This is a genomic window from Spirosoma arboris (assembly GCF_009754945.1).
Lineage (GTDB): Bacteria > Bacteroidota > Bacteroidia > Cytophagales > Spirosomataceae > Spirosoma > Spirosoma arboris.
The window spans coordinates 18,888-40,407 of the sequence record NZ_WPIN01000019.1 but is presented as its reverse complement, the minus strand read 5'-3'; the positions used below and the strand labels follow the sequence as shown (position 1 = coordinate 40,407).

Here is a 21,520-nt window from a genome sequence, read left to right as displayed (position 1 = left end):
ACTTATCTTTATTACCCAATAACCTGAAACATCCTCTACTTTATGCTTCACAACCTAACGACTAGAAAAAGCCGATGGCTTTTGTTTATTTCCTGGATTGCACTCTCGCTTAGCGGGCAGGCTCAGGATGCACCGGTCTATCAAACGCCCCCCAAAGCGTTAGCCGATTTAGTAACGATGCCACCCACTCCGAACGTGAGTATGTCGGACAAAGGGGATATGATGTTATTTCTGGAACAGGCGGGTGCGCCCAGCATCGACGAACTGGCTCAACCTGAATTTAAACTGGCTGGCTTGCGGTTGAATCCAGCAAACAACGGCCCCAGTCGGGCGCGCTACATCACTGGTCTGAAACTTAAAAAACTGACCGACAAAGACGAAAAAGCAATAACGGGCCTTCCTGCTACGCCCCTGCTTAGTTTCGTTCAATGGTCGCCCGATGGAACAAAGATTGCGTTTGCGAATTCGACCGACAGCCGGATCGACTTGTATATCGCCGATGTAGCTACGGCAGCAGCCCAAAAAGTTGGCTCAATTGCCATTAATGCAACCCTGGGCGTACCATATCGTTGGGTATCTGATAGCAAAAGCCTGATTGTAAAAACAATTCCGGCGGGTCGTGGACCAGCGCCCGAGATTAGTCGGGTTCCAGCCGGGCCAACTACACAGGAAAACGTAAAAGGTTCGCGTGGTCAGGCACCAACGTACCAGGATTTGCTAAAGAATCCGTCCGACGAAAAGCAGTTTGCGTATTATACCACCGCGCAGGTTGTGCGATTGGGTTTAGATGGAACCGTCACCAGCATTGGTCAGCCCGGTATTATTCTCTCGTCAGACCCATCGCCAGATGGTAAGTATGTGATGATCGAGACGGTTCATACACCGTTTTCGTACCTGGTTCCTGTAAACCGATTTCCGCTTAAAACGGAAGTTTATGCCATCGCTGGTTCGCTGGTAAAAACCTTGAACGATGGTCCCTTGCAGGAGGCCGTACCCTACAGCCGTGACGGTGTTCCTACCGGCCCCCGCGATTTTAGCTGGCGGGCTGATGCTCCGGCAACAGTGTACTACACCGTTGCTCAGGATAATGGCGACCCCAAAGTGAAGGCCGATGTTCGGGACAAAGTTTTCCAGCTTGAAGCACCATTCTCGGCTCAGCCGAAAGAAATTTATGCGGCTCAGTTCCGTTTCGAGAATTTCGATTGGGGCAATGAGACGACAGCGCTGGCGACCGAACGTTGGTGGCAGAACCGTAAAACGATCACCAAAATCGTTAACCCAACTACCTGGCAAACATCGGTTTTATTTGATCGCTCATACGAAGATCGGTATACGAATCCTGGTCAACCCGATATGAAGCATAACCAATATGGTCGCGAAGTATTGAATTTGTTGCCAACGGGTGATATTCTAATGCTTAACGCGGTGGGTTCATCGCCAGAGGGTGACCGGCCTTTTGTGAGCTTGTTGAGTCTGAAAACAAAGCAGACTAAAGAGCTTTGGCGGTCGGCAGCTCCGTATTTCGAGCGTCCTGTTGCTGTTCTGGACGCGACCAAGCAGGTAATTCTGACCACTCGCGAAACGCCCGACGAAAACCCTAACTATTTCGTTCGGAACCTGAAAGCTAAGATTGCTCCTGTTCAGGCAACGTTCTTCCCGCACCCTTACCCACAACTGAAAGGCGTACAAAAACAACAACTTCGCTACAAGCGGGCTGATGGTGTTGAATTGACTGCTACGCTTTATTTGCCTGTTGGTTATAAGAAAGAACAAGGGCCGCTGCCAACGTTTTTGTGGGCGTATCCGGCCGAGTTCAAAAGCAAAGAAGCGGCCAGCCAAGTGTCCGGTTCGCCTTACCAATTCAACCGAATTAGCTATTGGGGTGGTGCGGCTTTCGTAACGATGGGCTACGCTATTCTGGACAACGCCAGCATCCCCATTGTGGGTGAAGGCGATAAAGAGCCAAACGATACCTATGTTGAGCAACTCGTATCGAGCGCCAAAGCTGCCGTTGACGAAGGTGTTCGGTTAGGCGTGGTCGATTCGAGCCGTGTAGGCGTAGGCGGTCATTCGTATGGGGCGTTCATGACCGCGAACCTGCTCACACACAGTAAGTTGTTTAAAGGCGGTATTGCCCGTAGCGGTGCTTACAATCGTACATTAACGCCTTTTGGATTTCAGAACGAACAACGTAGCTACTGGCAGGCACCTGAAGTGTATAACAACATGTCGCCGTTCATGAATGCCGACAAGATGAAAACGCCCCTGCTGTTAGTACACGGTGAAGCCGACAATAATACGGGTACATTCCCAATCCAGTCGGAGCGCTATTACAATGCCCTCAAAGGCTTTGGTGCCACAACCCGACTGGTATTCTTGCCATACGAGAGCCACGGCTACACAGCCAAAGAATCACTACTACACATGCTGTGGGAAATGAACGGCTGGTTAGATAAGTACGTGAAAAACCCAACGGCTGCCGGGCAACCAAACAAAGCCGGTAAGTTGGGTAGCGGAAAATAAGCGTCTTTACACTTACCTCCTCTACAACCTGACTACTTCAATAGCCATCAGCTATCCCGTATAGCTTGATGGCTTTTTTTATTGTACTGGAAGACAGGGCATTGAATTAAATAGTTACATGGCCATTCACGATCGCCGATCTGATGTGCTCCGAACAGGTACCCATAACTAGAAAAGTGCGCCACATAGCGCACTCCCCAATCAGTAGTAAAGAAAAAGTTTGTGCCCGTAGGCGTGTCTTCTCGTTTGCAGCTATACGGATTGTAGGTGGTCTGGCTTCTTTTCACTGACACTCGTCACGTTTTTTACGTTCGCCCAATGCTCCCTTAATGCCTTCTTGTCAGCAAGAATTTTCTTGACGACCGGGCTCTCCTTCGCGGAGGAAGGGATACTATGTTTGATTGTTTTCATAGCTCAGTCTCTTTGAGTATGATGAGTTGTAGTTTCGCGCTTTCGGTTGATAACGATGCAATTTAGAATAAAGTTTGACTACTAAAACACGTAGAGCGGCTTTAACGAAACGCATCATATTTTCTCCAGCAGACTGAGGAACTCCTGTTTCTTGTTCCGGGAAACAGGCAACGCCTTGTTATTTGCCATGACAACTTCTCCACCATCGCCCCGAATGTAGCGTTGTACATAACGAAGATTGATGAGGTAGCTGTGATGGACCCGACAAAACCCCTTGCTTTCTAAGACCTCTTCCACTTCTTTCAGTGTCTTGGAAATCAGGATGATCTGCCCGCTTTTCAAGGCAAATCGCGTATAGCCACCATCTGATTCACAATAGTAGATTTCTTCGCTATGAATGATCTGTAATCCTTCCATAGTGGGCAGGGCAATCCGGTCACCAGCGCGCTGGTTTTGCAGATAGTCCAGAAACTGGTCGATGCGGGCTGGGGCCTGACTGGCTAATTCCTGCTCCGCTTTATCAACCGCCCGGATCAGTTCATCTTTGTCAACCGGTTTCAGGATATAATCCAGGGCGTTGTGCCGTATAGCTTTGATGGCATATTCGTTAAAGGCCGTTGTGAAAACCACCCGGAACTTATTATAGCGGCAGGCTTCCAGCATATCGAAACCGCTCATACCAGGCATTTCAATATCCAGAAAAATAAGGTCTGGATGTAAGGTTTCAATCGCTGTTTGGCCTTCGGCGCCACTGGCGCAGGTCGCCAGTATCTGGACGGTAGGGCAGTACCGCTTCAGGAGCAGACTTAACACATCGCGGCAGTGCTTTTCATCGTCAATCAGTAGTGCAGTCATTGCGGTTTTAAGTTCATGGTAAACGTTATGCAAGTTCCATCAGGTTGTCCGTTCAGCCCAATTAAGTCCTGGCAATCAATCCGGGCATCAACATCGTATAGGTCATTCACTAAAACCACCCGTTCTTCGGCAATTCGGCTACCATGAAACTGGTGGGCATTGAGGTTTTGAGGTCGGCTACTAATCGCTGCCTCCCGCCCGATACCGTTGTCGGTAATGGCAATAGCCAGGCGATTTCCAATTCGATTACAGTCAATTTTTAGCATTGACCGGCGATTTTTTTGCGCTAGCAGTCCATGCCGAATAGCGTTTTCTACATAAGGCTGAATCAGCAGCGGTGGTACCTGAACCGAATCGGCATTCAACTTTGGATCTATGCGTACAGTTACATCGAAATGGTCGTCCGAACGCAGCTGTTCCAGTTCTATATAACTCTGTAAGGCTGCTAACTCATCGTGCAGAGATACCCAGTCTGTTTGGGTATTGGCCAGCACCTGTCGTACTAGCCGGGCAAATTTGGTCAGGTAAAGCGAGGCTTGTTCGCTATCGTTTTGCAGGACAAACTTATTAATGGCATTCAGGCTGTTGAATACAAAATGTGGATTCATCTGCATTCGGAGAGCCATCAGTTTAGCTTCAGCAATTCGTCGGTTATTGTCTGACAATTGTTGCCGGGCCTGCTGATAAGCCAATTCCGTTTCAACCCGACGGAGTTTCTGAGCGCATAAGGCGGCTACTTTGGTCAATACGGTTAGATGATGTGGGCGGAAAAAATTCCGTTTTGGATGCTCAGCATCAAGTACACCCCATACCCGTCCGTTAAGCCAGATGGGTACCGTAATCTCAGAATAGCGAACGGCATCGTCGGCAATGTAGCGCTTATCCAGGGCGGTGTTCCCAATCCGTTCGGGTTGGCCAGTCAGGGCTACTTCGCCCACAATGCCACGTCCTAATGGTATTTCAATTGGCTCATGAATAACGTATTCGGATGGACTTTTCGGACCGTGGGCGGCTTTCTGTACCAACACTTTACGATCTTCATCAAGACGATATATGACACAATCCACAAAATGCAGACGGGCAATACAATTCTTGGCTACATCCCATAATACTTCTTCTACCGTTGTTTGCTCCAGAAGCGACATGGCAAAAAAATTAATAATCCGTTCTACTTCCAGTTCATTTTTTAAGGATTGCTGGGAGGTTGGTCGGGATGCGATTCGTTTATCATTTGCCACAAGCTCATAGAGAATAATTAATTGACAAAAGAATGCATATTTTTTTGTGTAAAATAATGAGAACTAACAACAAGTGGATTTGGACAAATAACTGGTTGTTAGTTCTCACTTTCTTGCAAATGCCCTAAAAGCTCGTACTCGCAATTAGTAGTAGACAGCCAATCTTTGGTTGGACGCTTTTGGAAAGAGAATTGCAGAAATTGATTGATCGAGAATACAATACGTTACCAATTTATGAAGACTGCCTCTGAATCATCTATATTCGCTCCGTAGACCGACTGAACCAGTTGAGGGTATCTGAACGAGTATGATGCGTAGCTATAATAGTGATAGTCGGACAAAAGCTGGTGTGTATAATCGACAAAGCTGGTTTCGTGAGAGACGGACTCAGCTTTTACTGGTTATACTGCTTTTTTGTTGGACACAAGGGCGTGGACAGGCACCTGCTCTGGCGTTTCAACGACTTTCACTACAGCAGGGTCTGAAGGCTAATTACACAATGTCCATTACTCAGGATGCCCCTGGTTTCATCTGGATTGCGACGGTGAAAGGAGTAACCCGGTTTGATGGGCTGCGCTGTTTGAATCTTACTTATCAGCCAGACAACCCCCGGTCGTTGTCACACCGAATTGCCCGCTATGTTTTTACTGCCCGCGATGGAACCTTATGGGTAGGTACACAGGAAGGTCTAAATCGATTTGAACCAGCAACTCAATCGTTCCAGCGGTACTCGTTTACGCATTTGGGGGCAGGTTGTAATTTTATTCGTGCCATAACCGAAAGCCAGGATGGACGACTGTGGCTGGGTACTAAAGAGGGAGTCATACACCTGAACCCGGTTACTGGTGAGGCATCATTACTAACTCTCCCATACGGCCCGGATACGGATGCGAAGAACATTCGTCGAATGCTGCTTAATGGGCAGACACTTTGGATTGGTACTCAGATAGGGCTATATGCGTATGATTTGTCTACGAAACGGGTGCGCTATTTTCAACACGAAGCGGCAACAGCTACCTCTTTACCCGACGATCATATAACGTCGCTGGCTCGTAACCCACAAACGGGCGAGATTCTGGTAGGAACCAATCAGGGTTACCTTACTGGTCTTACTCCGGAGACAGGGGTATTTCGGATAATTGCCCGATTAGGAATCGACCAACCCGTTTCGGCAATATTGTTCACTCACACTGGCGATTTATGGGTTGGCGTTAGCGGGGCAGGTCTTCATCACTACGATGCGCAGACCAATCAATTCTTACGCTATCTTAACAATGAAAACAATGCGCGAAGCCTGATTTCTAATTCAATTAGCGCGCTTAAGGAAGATCGGTCGGGGGTAATTTGGGTACTGACGAACGATGCAGGTGTGTGCTGGTTTAATCCAACCGTAGACAAATTTCATTCTCTTTTCGATGAAGTAGGGTACAAACCCATTAATACCCTTGGTTTCGACGCAGCCGCTTTATCCGTAGACCGAACAACTAACTCGTTATGGGTTGCTACTCGAGATGGTATAGTCCAGATCAATCTCAAGTCTAAAGTATATCGGCAATATCATCATGATCCGAAAAATGCCAATAGCTTAATCAACAACTATGTTTATTCTATATTGGCCGATCAACGTGGGCAAGTGTGGGTTGGTACCAGTATAGGGTTAGATCGCTTGCATCCCGCTACCGGGCAAGTAGAACATATACTAAGCCTCACTCCCCCGGTTAAATCAGTAAATGGGTCTATTGCGAACCTGGATAAAAATATTGCAGGCAACCAGGTATTTGGGCTTGCCGAAGCGCCGGATGGCCGGCTGTTTATTGGCACAAATGAGAAACTGACAATCTACGATCCTAAAACGGGCCGATTTAGCCACCAGTTCAACGACCCACGGATTGAGAAATTACCGGGGAAAAATTACAATACCTTATTCTTTGATCGGCACCAGAATTTATGGGTTGGAGGACTGGGGCCTGTCTATAAAATCAGTCCGGATTTACGTTTACTGGCTACCTATACACATAGCGACGATCCACAGAGTTTACCTGACGAGGGCGTGACTGCTTTTGCCGAAGATCGATTTGGACGAATGTGGCTCGGGACAGATAACGGTCTGGCCTGCCTGAACCAGAAGACGGGGAAATCTCAGGTATTTACTACCCGACAGGGATTGCCTTTTGATGATATTTCGGCACTTATACTGGTGGGCGATACACTATGGCTGAGCACCAGCCATGGACTGGCCAGCATGGATGTGCGTCGATTCCAGATTAAGCCCTTTAACGAAACGGATGGTACGGCTCCATCGGAGTTTGAATCAGGTTCCGCTATTCAGGATTCAACTGGGCGAATTTACTTCGGAGGTACGCACAGCCTGGTATATATGCAGCCGAATGCGATTCGACAAAACCGGTTCGTGCCACCCGTTTACTTAATTTCACTTCGGGCAAATGGACAGGAAATGGTGCAAAACCCGTCGGTGACTCCATCTGGCTTAGAGCTTCAGTCGAACCAGAATATGTTTACGTTCGAGATGGCGGCCCTGAGTTTCGACAATCCTGCCGATAACCAGTATGCCTATAAGCTCGAAAACTTCGATGAGGATTGGAATCAGGAGGGTAATCGCTCGTTTGCCAGTTATACAAACGTTCCTCCCGGCGACTATGTTCTGCACGTCATAGCGGCCAACAACGATGGCGTCTGGAACCGGGCAGGCTATCGTTTACCCATCACTATCCTAGCTCCTTTCTGGAAGACAGCGTGGTTTCGCGTAATCGCGCTAATTACATTGCTAACACTAACGGGCTTTGTTGTGCGTTGGCGAGAGCAACAGCGGACCAGGGAGCAGCGCGAAAAAAGCGAACTCCGCGAGCGTATTGCAGCGTCGGAGATGAAAGCGTTGCGTTCGCAAATGAATCCGCATTTTCTGTATAACTCACTGAATGCTATTCGGCTGTTTATCCTGCAAAACGACAGCGATAATGCCGATAAATACCTCGTTAAGTTTGCTCGGCTGATGCGACTTATTCTGGATAATTCGCGCCAGGAATGGGTAAGCCTGGCCAGTGAACTGGAACAACTGACACTCTACCTGGAACTGGAGCAGCTACGCTTTGACCACAAGTTCGATTTTTCAGTAACTGCTGACCCGTCGCTATCGCTCGAGAAAACGGCTATCCCACCCATGATTATTCAGCCGTATATCGAAAATGCTATCCTGCATGGGTTAGCGCATAAACAGACCAAAGGCCACATTCAGCTACTCATCGAACGCCAGTCCGATCATTTAGACTGCACTGTCGACGATGACGGTGTAGGCCGTGCGTGGACACAGTCGCTTAAAAAACAGTCATCTACGCACCAAAGTGTGGGCTTGCGCGTGACCGAAGATCGGCTTCAGCTAATTGGGCAGCGTAGCGGTCAGGCCGCTGGCGTAACCATCATCGACAAACATGACGATCAACAACAAGCCACCGGAACAAAGGTGGTGATTCAACTGCCGTTTATCAGTGTCCGGTCAGAGAACGGATAACGCTCCGATGTAGTAAATACTACGCTGAGCATAGTAACAAACCAACCCGCAAAAATGTATTGAAGCTTTTACACCAACGCAGTCAAGTCTTTAACGCCCAGCATACGTCTGCTGATGAACCCTTCGCCAAATTCGGCACCAATCATGTGGCCATGCTCGCGGGTGCGGGATTCCAGAAACTTCATGAACGGTTCGCCCGAAATGTAACTTTGTGGCTCAGGACTGTCGGGGTTGAAAAACTGACTTTTATAGGCTTTGATCGCGGCCAATTTTTGCTCCCAGTAGGGCGTTATATCCACGATAAAATCGGGTTTTAGCCAGCGATCCTGAATGAAATTATAGACATAGATAGGCCGATGAGCTTCCTGTGGCTGGCCATCTTTGCCAACCGTTTTAATTTGCCGTAAACCGGCATAAAAGCAGGCATCATTCACCAGTTCTGCTGCACGACCGTGATCGGGATGGCGGTCATCGGGGGTGTTCGTGAGTATAATTGTTGGTCGGTAGTGCCGAATGATAGGAATCAGAGCCAACTGATGTTCTTCATCATTTCGAAAGAAACCATCCCGGAAACCCATATTTTCTCGGGCTGATAATTTCATAATTCGGGACCCTTCGGCAGCTTCCTGAGCCCGGATTTCGGGTGTTCCCCGTGTTCCCAATTCGCCACGGGTCAGGTCTACACCCGCCACCGTTTTGCCTTGAGCAACCAGCGAGAGAACGGTACCGGCACAGGTCATTTCAATATCATCAGGATGGGCCGCAATGGCTAGTACGTCAACAGTCATGTGGTTTTGTTCGTGTAGTGATTAGTGCCAGGCATGGATTTATAGACCGACAATCAGTTAATCATCCAGACTGATAAATTGTTCCTGATATGCCCAAATGCTGATCCTGTAAGGGGGTAAAACGAACCTAAAATTGCCCTAAAACGCGCTGTTGGCGATTTTTTCGCGGAAACACCTTATTTTGCCAACCCAACGACTAATCACCTGAAGTAACTTAACCTATGTCTTACAAAGCCCTGGCCCTCCAGTTAACCTGCCAAACCGTTAATGCGTATCCAACTCGCGATGAAGCCGAAGCCGTAATGCTCAGAACAATTGAGCGTATTGAACAACAGATTGCCGCATCGGTTGGCCTGCTTGGGCGTGAGACCTTACTCATTGTGGCACCCGAACATTTCCTGACCGGGCCACCCGTTAACGAGACAGTAGAGCAATGGCGAGAAAAGGCGGCTTTGGAGATTGATGGCCCTATTTATGAAGCCATTAGTGCTATGGTGCAACGGCAACAGATTTATTTCTCGGGTAATGTGTATGAGCAGGACCCTTTCTTCCCGGAACTTTACTTCCAGACCAGCTTTATCATGGGGCCAAACGGTGACGTGCTGCTACGCTATCGACGCCTGAATGCTATGTTCATTCCTACACCCCACGATGTTTGGGAATTGTATTTAGACGCTTACGGCTATGATTCTCTATTTCCGGTAATTAAAACTAACATTGGTAATCTGGCCTGTATTGCGTCAGAGGAAATCCTTTATCCCGAAGTTGCCCGTTGCTTGTCCATGCGTGGCGCAGAGGTATTAATTCACTCAACGTCGGAGGCTGGTAGTCCGCTGATGACTCAGAAAAACGTAGCAAAACTAGCCAGGGCCACGGAGAATATGGCCTATGTCGTGTCGGCCAACTCGGGTGGATTGTCGGGTAGCCTGATTCCGGGAGGAACGACCGATGGCGGCTCTAAAATCATTGATCCGAAAGGGATCGTACTCGCTGAAGCTGCTTATGGCGAAAGCATTGTTGCCAATGCCGATATTGATCTGGCTGCCCTACGGGAGTTCCGGCAAAGACCGGCTATGGGCAATCTGCTGGCTCGCCAACGGTTCGAGCTATACGCAGAAAGCTATGCTAAACACCGTATCTATCCACCTGATACCTTATTAGGCCAACCCGCCGAGCGGCAACATTTTATGCGAACCCAGCAGGAAGTGATTAAGAAGCTTTATAGTTAAAGAGGTTTCAAGTTTAAGGTTCCAGGTCTCAAGTTGGCTGACGCGAATGCAACTAATTATGCGTCAGCCAACTTGAAACCTGGAACCTTAAACTTGAAACAATATTTCATTCTTCAATCACTTTCGGCTTCCGCTTGCGTCTGGGTAATCGAAATAGATTGCTGCCGCTATCTTCCGGAGTTTGGTCGCCGAGCAGAATGCCCCAGGGACGTAAACTGTCTACCCGATCAAAAATTACTTTCATAATAGCAATGGCGGGGATAGATAGAAACATGCCGGATACACCCGCTAAAGCACCGCCAATTAGTACACCAACGATGGAGACAAGGGCATTTACCCGAACTTTAGATGCCACAATGAGCGGAACGAATACGTTGTTGTCGATGAACTGTACAAGTAGAAAAATGCCGACAACGCCTAAAATGACCGATACTTCCGGATTGTTACTGAAGGTGACGAGCACGGTTAGTAATGTAGCGACCAGACCGCCAATGTAGGGAATGAGATTTAGAATGGCGGCCATAATGCCCAGTAAAATAGCGTATTGGACATTTAGTATCAGTAAGCCAATTGAGTTAAGTGCTGCTACGCAGGAGGTTTCAATGAGGAGCCCGACCATATAACTCTGAATCACGGATTTAACTTCGCCCAGCACTTCACGCACGCGCTCAGTATGCTTCTCCGGGAAAAGTACGATAACAAAATGGAGCAGCATAGACCGATAATACAACAATAGAAAGACGTAAATAGGAATCAGGGTCAGGGTGCCCAGTGGACCAGTAATAAAGCCAAGCGTATCACTGCTTTGCAAGCTATCGAGTGTTTGGGCCTGCGCTTTTTGCAGATACTTATCCTGCTGCCGATAGCTGACATTATACTCGCGCCGAACCCATCGCTTTGCGTCGCGGAAAAAATCATTCAGGTTCTGGCGAATCTTTGGCAGATCATCCGCAAAGTCTGATAGCTGCATCGATATGAGGATTGTTACGCCTGATACCACAACGATGGCTAGTAAGAGAGCCAGACTAATGGCAATGACTTTGTGGATGCCCCAACGGGTTAGGCGGTTTTCGATAGGTCGAAGTAAAACGGCAATCAGCCCTGCCATCGCGAGCGGCACCAGAATATCCTGCCCTAAATAAATGGCGGCTGTCAGAATAGCCAGAGCGAGGAGAGTATGAGAAAATTGGTGGTAATGCGGGCGCGATTCAGCAAGCATAGAATTGGTATCGAGTACAAATTGAAATAAGTGAATTTACTTAGAGAGGTCAATTAAACAGAGACTCAACATTCCATTCCCTGTTTTGTTCGCCGGGCTCGTTTCGGGTCATCTTTACGATACCTGTCGTCTTTCGCCAAACTTGCCGTATTTTTGCGGTTTAGTTAGTTTATGACTCTATCTATTCGCGATATCGCTTACCAACTGCGACAGGGACAATTGATCGCCATTGCCGACGAAACGGGTTGGTCGGTTGCAGCCGATCCTGTCAATGATGCAGCCGTTGGTCAATTATTGACGTTACTAGGCACAATGCCTAAGGAGCTAGAACCAACGGTGCTTATTCACAATAGCGATCAACTAGGGCTCTATGTCACTAAAGTGCCCGACGTAGCTTATGACCTGGTCGAGTTTGCCGAAAACCCGCTAACGGTTGTTTACGATCAAGGCAAAAACCTGTCGACTGTATTCTGGCAGACTTTGGCAGAATCGACCGTAGCGAGCGAGGGTGTCCAGGCAAAAGAACAAATAGCCGTTCGGCGCGTGTTGAGCGCCGATGTACAACGCCTGATTGGTAGCTTTGGTCGTGGTCTACTCACCATTCCATTTGAATCACTACTGCTACCACCCGCTGCCGAAGCGCTTGCTACAATACGATTCGGAACCCTCCCCGGAATGCCTAAACGGCCGCGCATCATGCGGTTGAAAGTAAATGGAGAGGTTAGTTTTATTAGAAAATGAATTTTAGCGAAACCTTACATAAAAACCCAGTTTTTGACACCATTGCCCGCGAAGCTGATGCGCTTGGTCTACGTGCCTATGTCATTGGGGGCTTCGTGCGGGACCTGGTTCTGGGTCGTCCATCGAAAGATATTGACATCGTGTGCATCGGGAGTGGTATTGAACTAGCCGAAGCCGTAGGAAAAGCATTACGAACAAACGTGTCGGTATTTCCGAATTTTGGTACCGCAATGCTCAAAACCGGGCAGGATGAAGATGCGTGGGAAGTTGAATTTGTAGGCGCGCGAAAAGAGTCGTATCGAAGTGAATCGCGCAAACCAATTGTGGAAGATGGTACGCTAGAAGACGATCAGAATCGACGGGATTTTACAATTAACGCCATGGGTATCAGCCTGTCCCGTCAGGGCGGGTCGGTTGCGGATTTCGGTGAATTGCTTGATCCGTTTGATGGGTTGAAAGACATTAAGCGTAAACTAATCCGGACGCCACTCAATCCCGATATTACCTTCTCCGATGATCCGCTGCGCATGATGCGTGCCATTCGGTTTGCTTCGCAGTTGAGTTTCGACATTGAACCGGATACGTTCGACGCGATTATTCGGATGAGCGATCGGATTACTATCGTTTCTCGGGAGCGTGTAACCGACGAATTAAACAAAATCATTCTGTCGCCAACGCCATCCTATGGGTTTAAACTGCTCTATCACGCGGGCTTATTAGAGCGAATTTTCCCTGAACTGATTGCCCTGAAAGGCGTTGAAACTATTGAGGGCAAGGGGCACAAGGATAATTTTTACCATACTTTGCAAGTGCTCGATAATGTTGCTAATCGGGCCAAATCAACGCATGAGATTATTGATCCGGAAAATGAACTCTGGCTTCGCTGGGCGGCATTGCTGCACGATATTGCTAAACCAGCCACCAAACGCTTCGATCCTAAAGTAGGCTGGACATTTCACGGGCACGAAGACCTGGGTGCCCGTTGGGTACCGGGTATTTTTCGGACGATGAAGCTACCGCTCAACGAACACATGCGTTTTGTGCAAAAACTCGTGCGACTGCACCTACGACCCATTGCGCTCACTAAAGAACAAATCACCGACTCCGCTCTGCGCCGGTTGCTGTTCGATGCGGGCGATGACTTAGAAGGGCTCATGGCGCTTTGTCGGGCGGATATCACATCGAAAAATTACGAGCGAGTGCAGAAACATCTGCGTAATTTCGACCGGGTTGAGCAGAAGCTTCATGATCTTGAAGAACGCGATAAACTGCGTAATTTTCAGCCGGTTATCACAGGCGAGTTGATTATGGAAACATTTGGTTTAACCCCATCGAAAGAAGTAGGTGACCTAAAAACAGTGTTGCGAGAAGCAATTTTAGATGGAATTATCCCTAATTCGTTCGATACCGCTTACCCATTTTTACTTGAAGAAGGCCGCAAACGCGGATTAACTAAAAAAGTATGATGTATGCTATAATATGTATGAACCCCAGGCAATCATACATACTATAGCATACATCATATATCAATTTCCCTCATGGATAATAACAATACTAATTTTCGGCGCTTCTTTGGCGCATCGCTCACCATTCTGGGTGTAGTTGTCGTTTTGTTTGCGTTAATCGCTTTTCTATCTGATGGAAAACCCGTACTGGGGATGAGTATATCGAAGGCAGAAGCAGCCGCTCCATTTATTGTAGGCATGATTTTCCTGGTCACGGGCGTCAATCTGGTTCGCGAATCATAGTGATGGACTAACGTAGCTGAACAAACGGGGTTATTGACTTGTCGATTCATGCAACGTATTGCTCTTTTTCTAATCCTTCTACTGATAACTCCTTCTGTTGAAGCTTATGGAAACGGGTAACACTCGGGCGGTTTGGCTTGATTATTTGCGTTCGTTTGTTACCCTGTTGGTCGTGGCTCACCATGCTGCACTGGCCTATCCAACCTTCGCCTATTTTGATCCTGCCCACTACATTTATTCGACTGCGCCTATTGTAGATGATGGTCGTTGGGTGGGAATGGATCGATTTATTGGCTTCAATGATTTATTCTTTATGCCCCTGATGTTCTTAATCAGTGGGCTATTTACCTATCGAGGACTGCGAAAAAAAGGCGCAAAAGGCTACCTGACTGACCGATTCATGCGCCTGGGTATTCCGTTTCTGGTTGCTGAATTGCTGGTTATTCCGCTGGCTTATGTACCTTCCTTTTACGTGGCTACGCATTCGACCAATGCCATTGCCTTTATTGAGGATTATATCGGTAAGCAGCAATGGCCTGTAGGACCACCCTGGTTTATTTGGCTCCTGTTGGCATTTGATGGCGTCGCTGTGCTGATCGTCAAACTAAGCCCTTCCTTTTTTGAGTTGGTAGGAAACAAACTGACTAAATTGAGCAAACAGCCTGTTCTTTTTGGTGGAGTGATCTACAGTTTAACCGCTATTTCGCTCATTCCTCTAAGCTTATGGGTAGGGCAATATACCTGGATAGGGAATTGGGGACCATTGGATTTTCAACTCAACCGACTTCTCTTTTACCTATTCTTCTTTTTACTAGGGGGCTGCCTGGGGAGTACCGATTGGCAAGGATATCTGTTCAAAGGCGACAATTTTTTCAATAGAAACTGGTTATTCTGGGTCTTGTTAAGCTTAATTGCTTACCTATCGGTCGTCTTGATTTCAGGCCTTGGAGAAGATTGGGTCAGGCAAGGTAGACTTAGCTCTACGATGGGTTTCTTTTTATATGATGTAGCTTTTGTGGCTAGTTGTCTGGCAAGTATCGGTGCCTGTTTGTCGTTTTTTAGACAGAAGATGATCCAACCGTCTGAAGGGTGGGCGAGTTTATCGGGAAATGCCTACGGGATTTACATTGTGCATTACCCGTTTGTAACATGGCTTCAATTTGCCCTGTTAGCAGTCGAGTTACCAGCTATAGTCAAATTCCTTATTGTATTTTTAGGCTCACTAAGTGTGAGCTGGCTACTTAGCCAACTGGCCAGAAGAAATTCATTCGTGGCGCAGGCTTTGTAGTTGGCTTATTTAGACGGCCTTGCTGTTAGCAACCACTCATAGGTGTTTATCGGTTGAGGTAGGCCATCGGGTTGGATTTGTAGATACATCAAGTGCAGATGCGTTGGCGAGCGACTTTTATAAGCATTGAAGCCTGATCTTCCCATTTCGGCGAGTTTTTCTCCGGCATGTACCCACTGGCCCGGCGATACATCCACTTCACTGTTGTGAGCGTAATAAAATAATCCGTGGAGTATAGGGTCATATACCCAGATCCAATTGCCCCCTCTATATTCGGAACCCGGTTTCCAATCGGTTTCGATAGCTAATACCAGGCCCTGGCTCATGGCTAATATATCAACGGGTTTACTCGTTCGGTCGTCGATGTTGTCCTGATTCCGGTCAGTAATGAAAATATCCTGTGCAGGATGACTCCCCCGAACGTTATAATCGAACAAATCAAACCCTGTTCCCTTGTAGCCTTCACCATGAGTACCGCCAATGGCACTGGTTGAATAGCCACGGATTGGGAACGAAAAGTATTGACCCGTTCGGCGTAAACTGTCGCGCTGGAGAGAGTCTTGCTGATAACTCTCCATGCTCCGAAATCGAGCCTGCAAACTGTTCATAATGCTACTAAACTGTAGGCGGGCCGAGTCGGGTGTGACAGACTGTTCCCGAATCTGGGTATACAAAGTTTGGAATTGCTGGCAATAGGTATACAGAGTCGGTTCGTCGGAATTGTTGCTAACGACCTGCGACGAAGCTGCATTCAGCCCGCCTATTAATAATGCTCCCACAATACCCACTACTCGCATGAACGAAGTTACGTCAATCTCCACTACGCTGATTTTTCGATTAAGTGGCCAAAAATACACAAAGTAGCGCGACAGTTCTATCAAATGATGACTAGTGATAGTCTCATGGACAATGACCACGGAAAGAAAGGAAACTGGACAATAAGAGAACTAGATTTGTTGCTTAAAGTCACCGGATGAGGGCTTTAGCCAAGTTATCTGGATTTTTGAAAAATATTTTTGATTCATAGGGGAAAAAACTCAAATACATTTGGATATGAGTTTTATTGTGTCGTTATTCGCCCAAATTTAAAACAATACAATGCAAACAGGAACTGTAAAATTCTTTAATGAAACCAAAGGGTTTGGCTTCATTAAACCCGATGAAGGTGGCGAAGACATTTTTGTACACGCTTCCGGTCTCATCGACCAAATCCGTGAAAACGACAAAGTTAAATTCAATGTCGAACGCGGTAAGAAAGGCCTAAACGCCGTTAACGTCGAAATAGCTTAATTGTAAGATATAAAGACAAACCGTTGTAAAAAACATGCCAGATGGCATGTTTTTTTTTGCCCTATCGGTTCGTAGTGCCATTTTTGTGGCCTTAAACAAATGGTCAAGTGTAGTCAGGAATCGTCAGGCTTGGTCAAGTGTTGTCAAAAGCAATACCTGACCAAGCCTGACGATTCCTGATTATATGTGACAAGTATGTATGAATCAATCACCTGAACAACGTGTGGCAGTTCGACTCGGCCTTAATGCCCGATCGGTAGCCGCCACCATCGAATTACTCAACGGCGGAGCTACCGTTCCGTTTATTGCCCGTTATCGAAAAGAAGCAACTGCATCGGCAGAGGGAGTTCCGCTCGACGAAGTACAAATCAGCCAGATCAAGGACACTTACCAAAAATTACTTGAGTTAGATAAACGACGGGAGGCTATTCTTAAATCCATTGACGAGCAGGGAAAACTCACACCTGAGCTTCGCCGAAAGATTGAAGCAACAGATTCACTCATTGATCTCGAAGACCTTTATCTGCCCTACAAGCAGAAACGAAAGACCCGGGCGATCATGGCCATTGAACGCGGCCTGGAGCCGCTTGCTAATGTGATTGTTGCCCAGCGTGAGCTAAACATTGAACGAACTGCCCAGCGCTACTTATCCGATGCTGTTCCGACGGTGGCCGATGCCTTGCAAGGAGCTCGCGATATTCTGGCTGAGCGCATAAGCGAAGATGCCGATGCTCGCCAGCGTATTCGTAATCTGTTCGAACGAGAAGCCATTATTCGCTCGACAGTCAAAAAAGGGAAAGAAGTTGAGGGTATAAAATTTAAAGACTACTTCGATTTTGCCGAACCGCTTCGGCGCGTACCCTCGCACCGATTGCTGGCCCTGCGCAGAGGAGAAACGGAAGGATTTCTGAACGTTAGTATTGGTCCTGATGAAGAAGCCGCTATCGAACGGCTTGAACGGCAGTTTGTTGCCGACCGTTCTGGTACATCGGCTTGCAAGGAGCAGGTTTCGCTGGCTATTCGTGATGGCTACAAGCGCCTGCTCAAACCTTCGCTCGAAACGGAGTTCTCTAATTTATCTAAAGAAAAGGCAGATGCCGAAGCAATCCGGATTTTTGCTGATAATCTACGCCAACTGCTACTAAGTCCACCATTGGGCCAACAACGTGTCCTGGCTATTGACCCCGGCTACCGAACAGGTTGCAAAACTGTTTGCCTTGATGCACAGGGGAATTTACTAACAGATACGGTTTTGTATCTGGCTCAGTCGGAAGGACAGCGGCAACAGGCGGCTCAAACCGTTCAGAAACTGGTTAGCCAGTATAAGATCGGCGCCATTGCCATCGGGAACGGTACCGCCGGGCGCGAAACGGAGGAATTTGTACAGAGTTTGAATTTAACTACTACATCAGGTGAAGCCTTGCCAATTTTCATGGTTAGTGAGCAGGGAGCATCCATTTATTCGGCCTCGGAAGTTGCCCGTGATGAGTTTCCTGATCGTGACGTTACTGTGCGGGGAGCTGTCAGCATTGGTCGCCGACTCATGGACCCCCTAGCCGAACTAGTGAAGATTGATCCTAAATCGATTGGGGTTGGACAATATCAGCACGATGTCGATCAGACCGACTTAAAAACCAGTTTAGATACCGTAGTCGAAAGTTGCGTGAATCAGGTAGGCGTGTCGCTCAATACCGCCAGCGCTTATCTGTTGCGGTATGTATCGGGCCTAGGACCACAACTGGCGGGAAATATTGTAGCCTATAGAGCTGAGAATGGGGCTTTTACTTCTCGCGATCAACTCAAAAAAATACCAAGACTTGGTCCGAAAGCATTTGAGCAGTGTGCCGGATTTTTACGAATCGAAGGGGCTAAAAATCCATTGGACAACAGTGCCGTGCACCCTGAGCGATATGCTGTTGTTGAGCACATGGCTGTTGACGCTGGCAGTACCGTTTCCGATCTCATTCGCCGACCCGAGTTGCGCCAACAAATCAAGCCCGAACGCTATGTGACGAAAGACGTTGGCTTACCCACCCTGCGCGATATTGTGGCTGAACTTGCCAAACCTGGTCGCGATCCCCGTGAACAACTTTCAGTGTTTGAATACGACGCTCGCGTTCGTTCCGTTGATGATTTGCACGAAGGCATGGTTCTGAATGGTGTCGTTACTAACATTACTGCCTTTGGGGCCTTTGTCGATATTGGTGTTAAGCAGGATGGGCTGGTTCACGTTTCGCAGTTGGCCAATCACTTTGTTTCTGACCCGAAAACGGTTGTTAAGGTGTACCAGAAAGTAAAAGTTAAGGTCATGGAAGTCGACAAGACTCGAAAGCGTATTGCTTTATCCATGAAATTTTAATAGGTTGCATTGTTCCTATGTGCTTTTACGTTACATAAAGGCACTTACTAACCTAATCCCATCCTGTATGCAACTACGCTTACGCTGGCTCGGGGAAATGATATCTCCCGTACTGCTGAGTGCCTGCCTACTCTCAACGCTTACGGCCTGCGAGGCCCTTCGTTCCTCCGGCCCATCTGTCAGTCGTCGCCCGTCTTCATCAAAGCCGGTTGCCCGTAGAACCTCAACGGGCAAAACACCTGCTCGTCCACCTTCTGTGCCAGCGAAACCGGCTGGGAAAGTAGTTGATGTACGTACCTACGAAGACCGTTATGTGCCGGAAGTGGTCAAGATTGCTCGTACGTATACGGGTACGCCCTATCGCTCGGGCGGCAACACTACAGATGGAATCGACTGTTCAGGGTTAGTATATGCTGTTTTTAACACCGTGGGCCTGAAAATGCCCCGGATTTCGTGGCAGCAGTCGGAAGTTGGGCATGAGGTAGAAGTCAATGAAATTTTACCGGGCGATTTAATTTTCTTCGTACCCGACAAAGGGCAGGCAGGCTATGTGTCGCACACGGGTATTGTGACCGAGGTAAATGGGGCACAAAACATTCGGTTCATTCACGCATCATCATCGCGGGGTGTTCGAGAGGATAACCTATATACTGACTACTTCAAAGGCCGTTTTGTAAAAGCATTACGACCGTTTTAACTTTTTTGTCTGTCACTTCCCCTAAGGCCGAAATGACAGACAAAAGAGCTTAAAAACGAAAAATCGCCTTGTGGGCGATTTTTTTATGAGTAAGTGGGTTGTCAGACAGTTGGTTGAGCGCTGTTGATCAGCTCTTCCCAGTGAGCACGATCCTTTTTCTTTAATTTCATTTCCAGACTCAGTGCTTCATTTCGAGTAGCAAATTGCTGAGTGAATTTAACTTCCCAAGGTTTACCTTCAGCTGTGGCTGGATTTGTTTTAGCATTGTGTTGCCACAAGGTTATTCTGAGATCTTTGGTTTGCCCAATGAAATATTGGTCTAGGGTGGGACTGTAAATAATATAAACGGTATGCATATGATTATTGGACTATTGTCAAAGCTACACAAATGGTAATACAAAACAAACTTTACCTGTGTATACGGGAAAGTATGTTTTGTGGCTCAAAAAAATTGAGTTTGGGTTTGGGCTACATTGATTTTTTGCTCATCTTTGCACCCACAAAATGGGGGATTAGCTCAGCTGGCTAGAGCGCTTCCATGGCATGGAAGAGGTCATCGGTTCGACTCCGATATTCTCCACAGTTTGGTACTATTACAAGGCAATGCCGCTACGGGAAACCGTAGCGGCATTGTTCGTTTATACTATTCCAAGATTCAAAAGTTTTCCGTAACTACACAAAAATGATAATTCCCCCCACCTTGACAAGTGACTTAAAAGAGTATTTAGAGTATAAAGAATCCACACTGAGAGAGGATAGCTACAAAGTGTATCGGTTATTCGGAGACAAATTTGCGAAGTTCTTAAAGACCCGTAAACTAACTGATTTACAGACTCGTAAAACAACCCCTAAACTATGTGAGGATTATAAACGGTATATACTTAAACTCCATAAACACCCGACAACCAGAAACAAAGAGATAGGGCAAATGAAGGGTTTCTTCTATCAATTCACGAAACCCGGTTGGGAGCGTTTTAAGGTTAGTCCAGCCGCAAACGTCGAACTCGTACCAAAGCAGGACAGTGAAATGCATGAACCCTTTAACGAAGAGCAAACGGCACTGATAATAGGCAATATTTTACAGAAGAAAGACTATTGGTTACTACTATATATCTATATGATTCATTACACTTTTGCGCGGCCCGGTCGAGAAGTTCGATTGATGAAAGTAGGAGACATTAAGCCTAAAACACTGCTTATACGTCCTGAAAACTCCAAAACGCGACGCACTAAAACCCCCACGATTGCAAAGCCTGTTGAGCAACTGATCGAGTATTTAGGCGTAAAAAACTTGCCTTTGCAATACTATATTTTTGGCGCGAATGGTTGCCCTGGTACCGTTCCTTGTGGACGGAATATGTATTATCACAGACACCGGCAGATTTTAAAAGAACTGAAAATAGAAGGGAAATACACACTATATGGCTGGAAACATACGGGTAATATTCGAGCTATTACATTAGGAATCAATGAGCGTGAATTGCAATTTCAGAACGGATTTAGAGATTTTAGAACCTTAGAAATATACGTTCGTAAGTTAAGTGCATATATGTCAAGTGAGATTTACGACAAGTTCGTATAATTGTAACCAGTTTACTTTTTAATCAC

General features: G+C 47.1%; 17 protein-coding genes and 1 tRNA gene. 12 read left to right on the top strand and 6 right to left on the bottom strand.

The features are described 5' to 3' along the window. Positions 1–42 precede the first annotated feature (42 nt). Complete coding sequence (locus GO755_RS33035) at positions 43–2,523, top strand: S9 family peptidase (protein ID WP_157589717.1); 2,481 nt, start codon at positions 43–45, stop codon at positions 2,521–2,523. Between the two features lie 525 nt (positions 2,524–3,048). On the opposite strand, the gene GO755_RS33030 is transcribed toward GO755_RS33035, so the two are convergent. Together GO755_RS33030 and GO755_RS33025 are read right to left on the bottom strand one after the other, a co-directional pair. Continuing rightward, a complete protein-coding gene (locus GO755_RS33030) occupies positions 3,049–3,789 on the bottom strand; it encodes a LytR/AlgR family response regulator transcription factor (RefSeq protein ID WP_157589716.1) in 741 nt (246 codons plus the stop codon). Continuing rightward, positions 3,786–5,027, bottom strand: coding sequence for a histidine kinase (locus tag GO755_RS33025; RefSeq protein WP_317166011.1), 1,242 nt, complete (start codon positions 5,025–5,027; stop codon positions 3,786–3,788). The genes GO755_RS33030 and GO755_RS33025 overlap by 4 nt, the downstream gene beginning before the upstream one ends. A gap of 307 nt (positions 5,028–5,334) precedes the next feature. Between GO755_RS33025 and GO755_RS33020 the strand changes: the two genes are divergently transcribed. After that, entirely contained in the window at positions 5,335–8,553 is a 3,219-nt protein-coding gene (locus GO755_RS33020; protein WP_227687182.1) for a ligand-binding sensor domain-containing protein, read from the top strand. 68 nt (positions 8,554–8,621) lie between these two features. Here the strand turns inward: GO755_RS33020 and bshB1 are convergent, their stop codons facing one another. Further along, positions 8,622–9,341, bottom strand: coding sequence for a bacillithiol biosynthesis deacetylase BshB1 (bshB1, locus tag GO755_RS33015; protein ID WP_157589715.1), 720 nt, complete (start codon positions 9,339–9,341; stop codon positions 8,622–8,624). 221 nt (positions 9,342–9,562) lie between these two features. Between bshB1 and GO755_RS33010 the strand changes: the two genes are divergently transcribed. Beyond that, positions 9,563–10,570, top strand: a complete 1,008-nt coding sequence (locus GO755_RS33010; protein ID WP_157589714.1) for a nitrilase-related carbon-nitrogen hydrolase — start codon at positions 9,563–9,565, stop codon at positions 10,568–10,570. Positions 10,571–10,676: 106 nt separating this feature from the next. Here the strand turns inward: GO755_RS33010 and GO755_RS33005 are convergent, their stop codons facing one another. After that, complete coding sequence (locus GO755_RS33005; protein WP_157589713.1) at positions 10,677–11,789, bottom strand: AI-2E family transporter; 1,113 nt, start codon at positions 11,787–11,789, stop codon at positions 10,677–10,679. A gap of 171 nt (positions 11,790–11,960) precedes the next feature. Here GO755_RS33005 and GO755_RS33000 point away from each other — a divergent pair, with 171 nt between their 5' ends. From GO755_RS33000 to GO755_RS32985, 4 genes are all read left to right on the top strand, one after another. Then, positions 11,961–12,530: an L-threonylcarbamoyladenylate synthase gene (locus GO755_RS33000; protein WP_157589712.1), complete on the top strand. Its 570-nt coding sequence runs from the start codon at positions 11,961–11,963 to the stop codon at positions 12,528–12,530. Next, entirely contained in the window at positions 12,527–13,996 is a 1,470-nt protein-coding gene (locus GO755_RS32995; RefSeq protein WP_157589711.1) for a CCA tRNA nucleotidyltransferase, read from the top strand. The genes GO755_RS33000 and GO755_RS32995 overlap by 4 nt, the downstream gene beginning before the upstream one ends. Before the next feature lie 72 nt (positions 13,997–14,068). After that, positions 14,069–14,278 (top strand): hypothetical protein, encoded by a 210-nt coding sequence (locus GO755_RS32990; protein ID WP_157589710.1) that lies wholly within the window; start codon positions 14,069–14,071, stop codon positions 14,276–14,278. 106 nt (positions 14,279–14,384) lie between these two features. Then, positions 14,385–15,566 carry an acyltransferase family protein gene (locus tag GO755_RS32985; protein WP_157589709.1) on the top strand — a complete coding sequence of 394 codons (1,182 nt, stop codon included), beginning with the start codon at positions 14,385–14,387 and terminating at the stop codon, positions 15,564–15,566. Between the two features lie 5 nt (positions 15,567–15,571). Here the strand turns inward: GO755_RS32985 and GO755_RS32980 are convergent, their stop codons facing one another. Further along, a complete protein-coding gene (locus GO755_RS32980) occupies positions 15,572–16,363 on the bottom strand; it encodes a M23 family metallopeptidase (protein ID WP_157589836.1) in 792 nt (263 codons plus the stop codon). Between the two features lie 301 nt (positions 16,364–16,664). Here GO755_RS32980 and GO755_RS32975 point away from each other — a divergent pair, with 301 nt between their 5' ends. The 3 genes from GO755_RS32975 to GO755_RS32965 all read left to right on the top strand — a co-directional run bounded on the left by GO755_RS32975 (position 16,665) and on the right by GO755_RS32965 (position 19,912). Beyond that, positions 16,665–16,856, top strand: coding sequence for a cold-shock protein (locus GO755_RS32975; RefSeq protein WP_018620078.1), 192 nt, complete (start codon positions 16,665–16,667; stop codon positions 16,854–16,856). Positions 16,857–17,055: 199 nt separating this feature from the next. Further along, positions 17,056–19,215, top strand: coding sequence for a Tex family protein (locus tag GO755_RS32970; RefSeq protein WP_157589708.1), 2,160 nt, complete (start codon positions 17,056–17,058; stop codon positions 19,213–19,215). Positions 19,216–19,282: 67 nt separating this feature from the next. After that, complete coding sequence (locus GO755_RS32965) at positions 19,283–19,912, top strand: C40 family peptidase (RefSeq protein WP_157589707.1); 630 nt, start codon at positions 19,283–19,285, stop codon at positions 19,910–19,912. Between the two features lie 101 nt (positions 19,913–20,013). Here the strand turns inward: GO755_RS32965 and GO755_RS32960 are convergent, their stop codons facing one another. Further along, positions 20,014–20,268, bottom strand: coding sequence for a GIY-YIG nuclease family protein (locus tag GO755_RS32960; RefSeq protein WP_157589706.1), 255 nt, complete (start codon positions 20,266–20,268; stop codon positions 20,014–20,016). A 150-nt stretch (positions 20,269–20,418) separates the two neighbouring features. Between GO755_RS32960 and GO755_RS32955 the strand changes: the two genes are divergently transcribed. Beyond that, positions 20,419–20,492, top strand: a tRNA-Ala gene (locus GO755_RS32955). Between the two features lie 102 nt (positions 20,493–20,594). Continuing rightward, positions 20,595–21,494, top strand: a complete 900-nt coding sequence (locus GO755_RS32950; RefSeq protein ID WP_157589705.1) for a tyrosine-type recombinase/integrase — start codon at positions 20,595–20,597, stop codon at positions 21,492–21,494. The last annotated feature ends 26 nt before the right edge of the window (positions 21,495–21,520 follow it).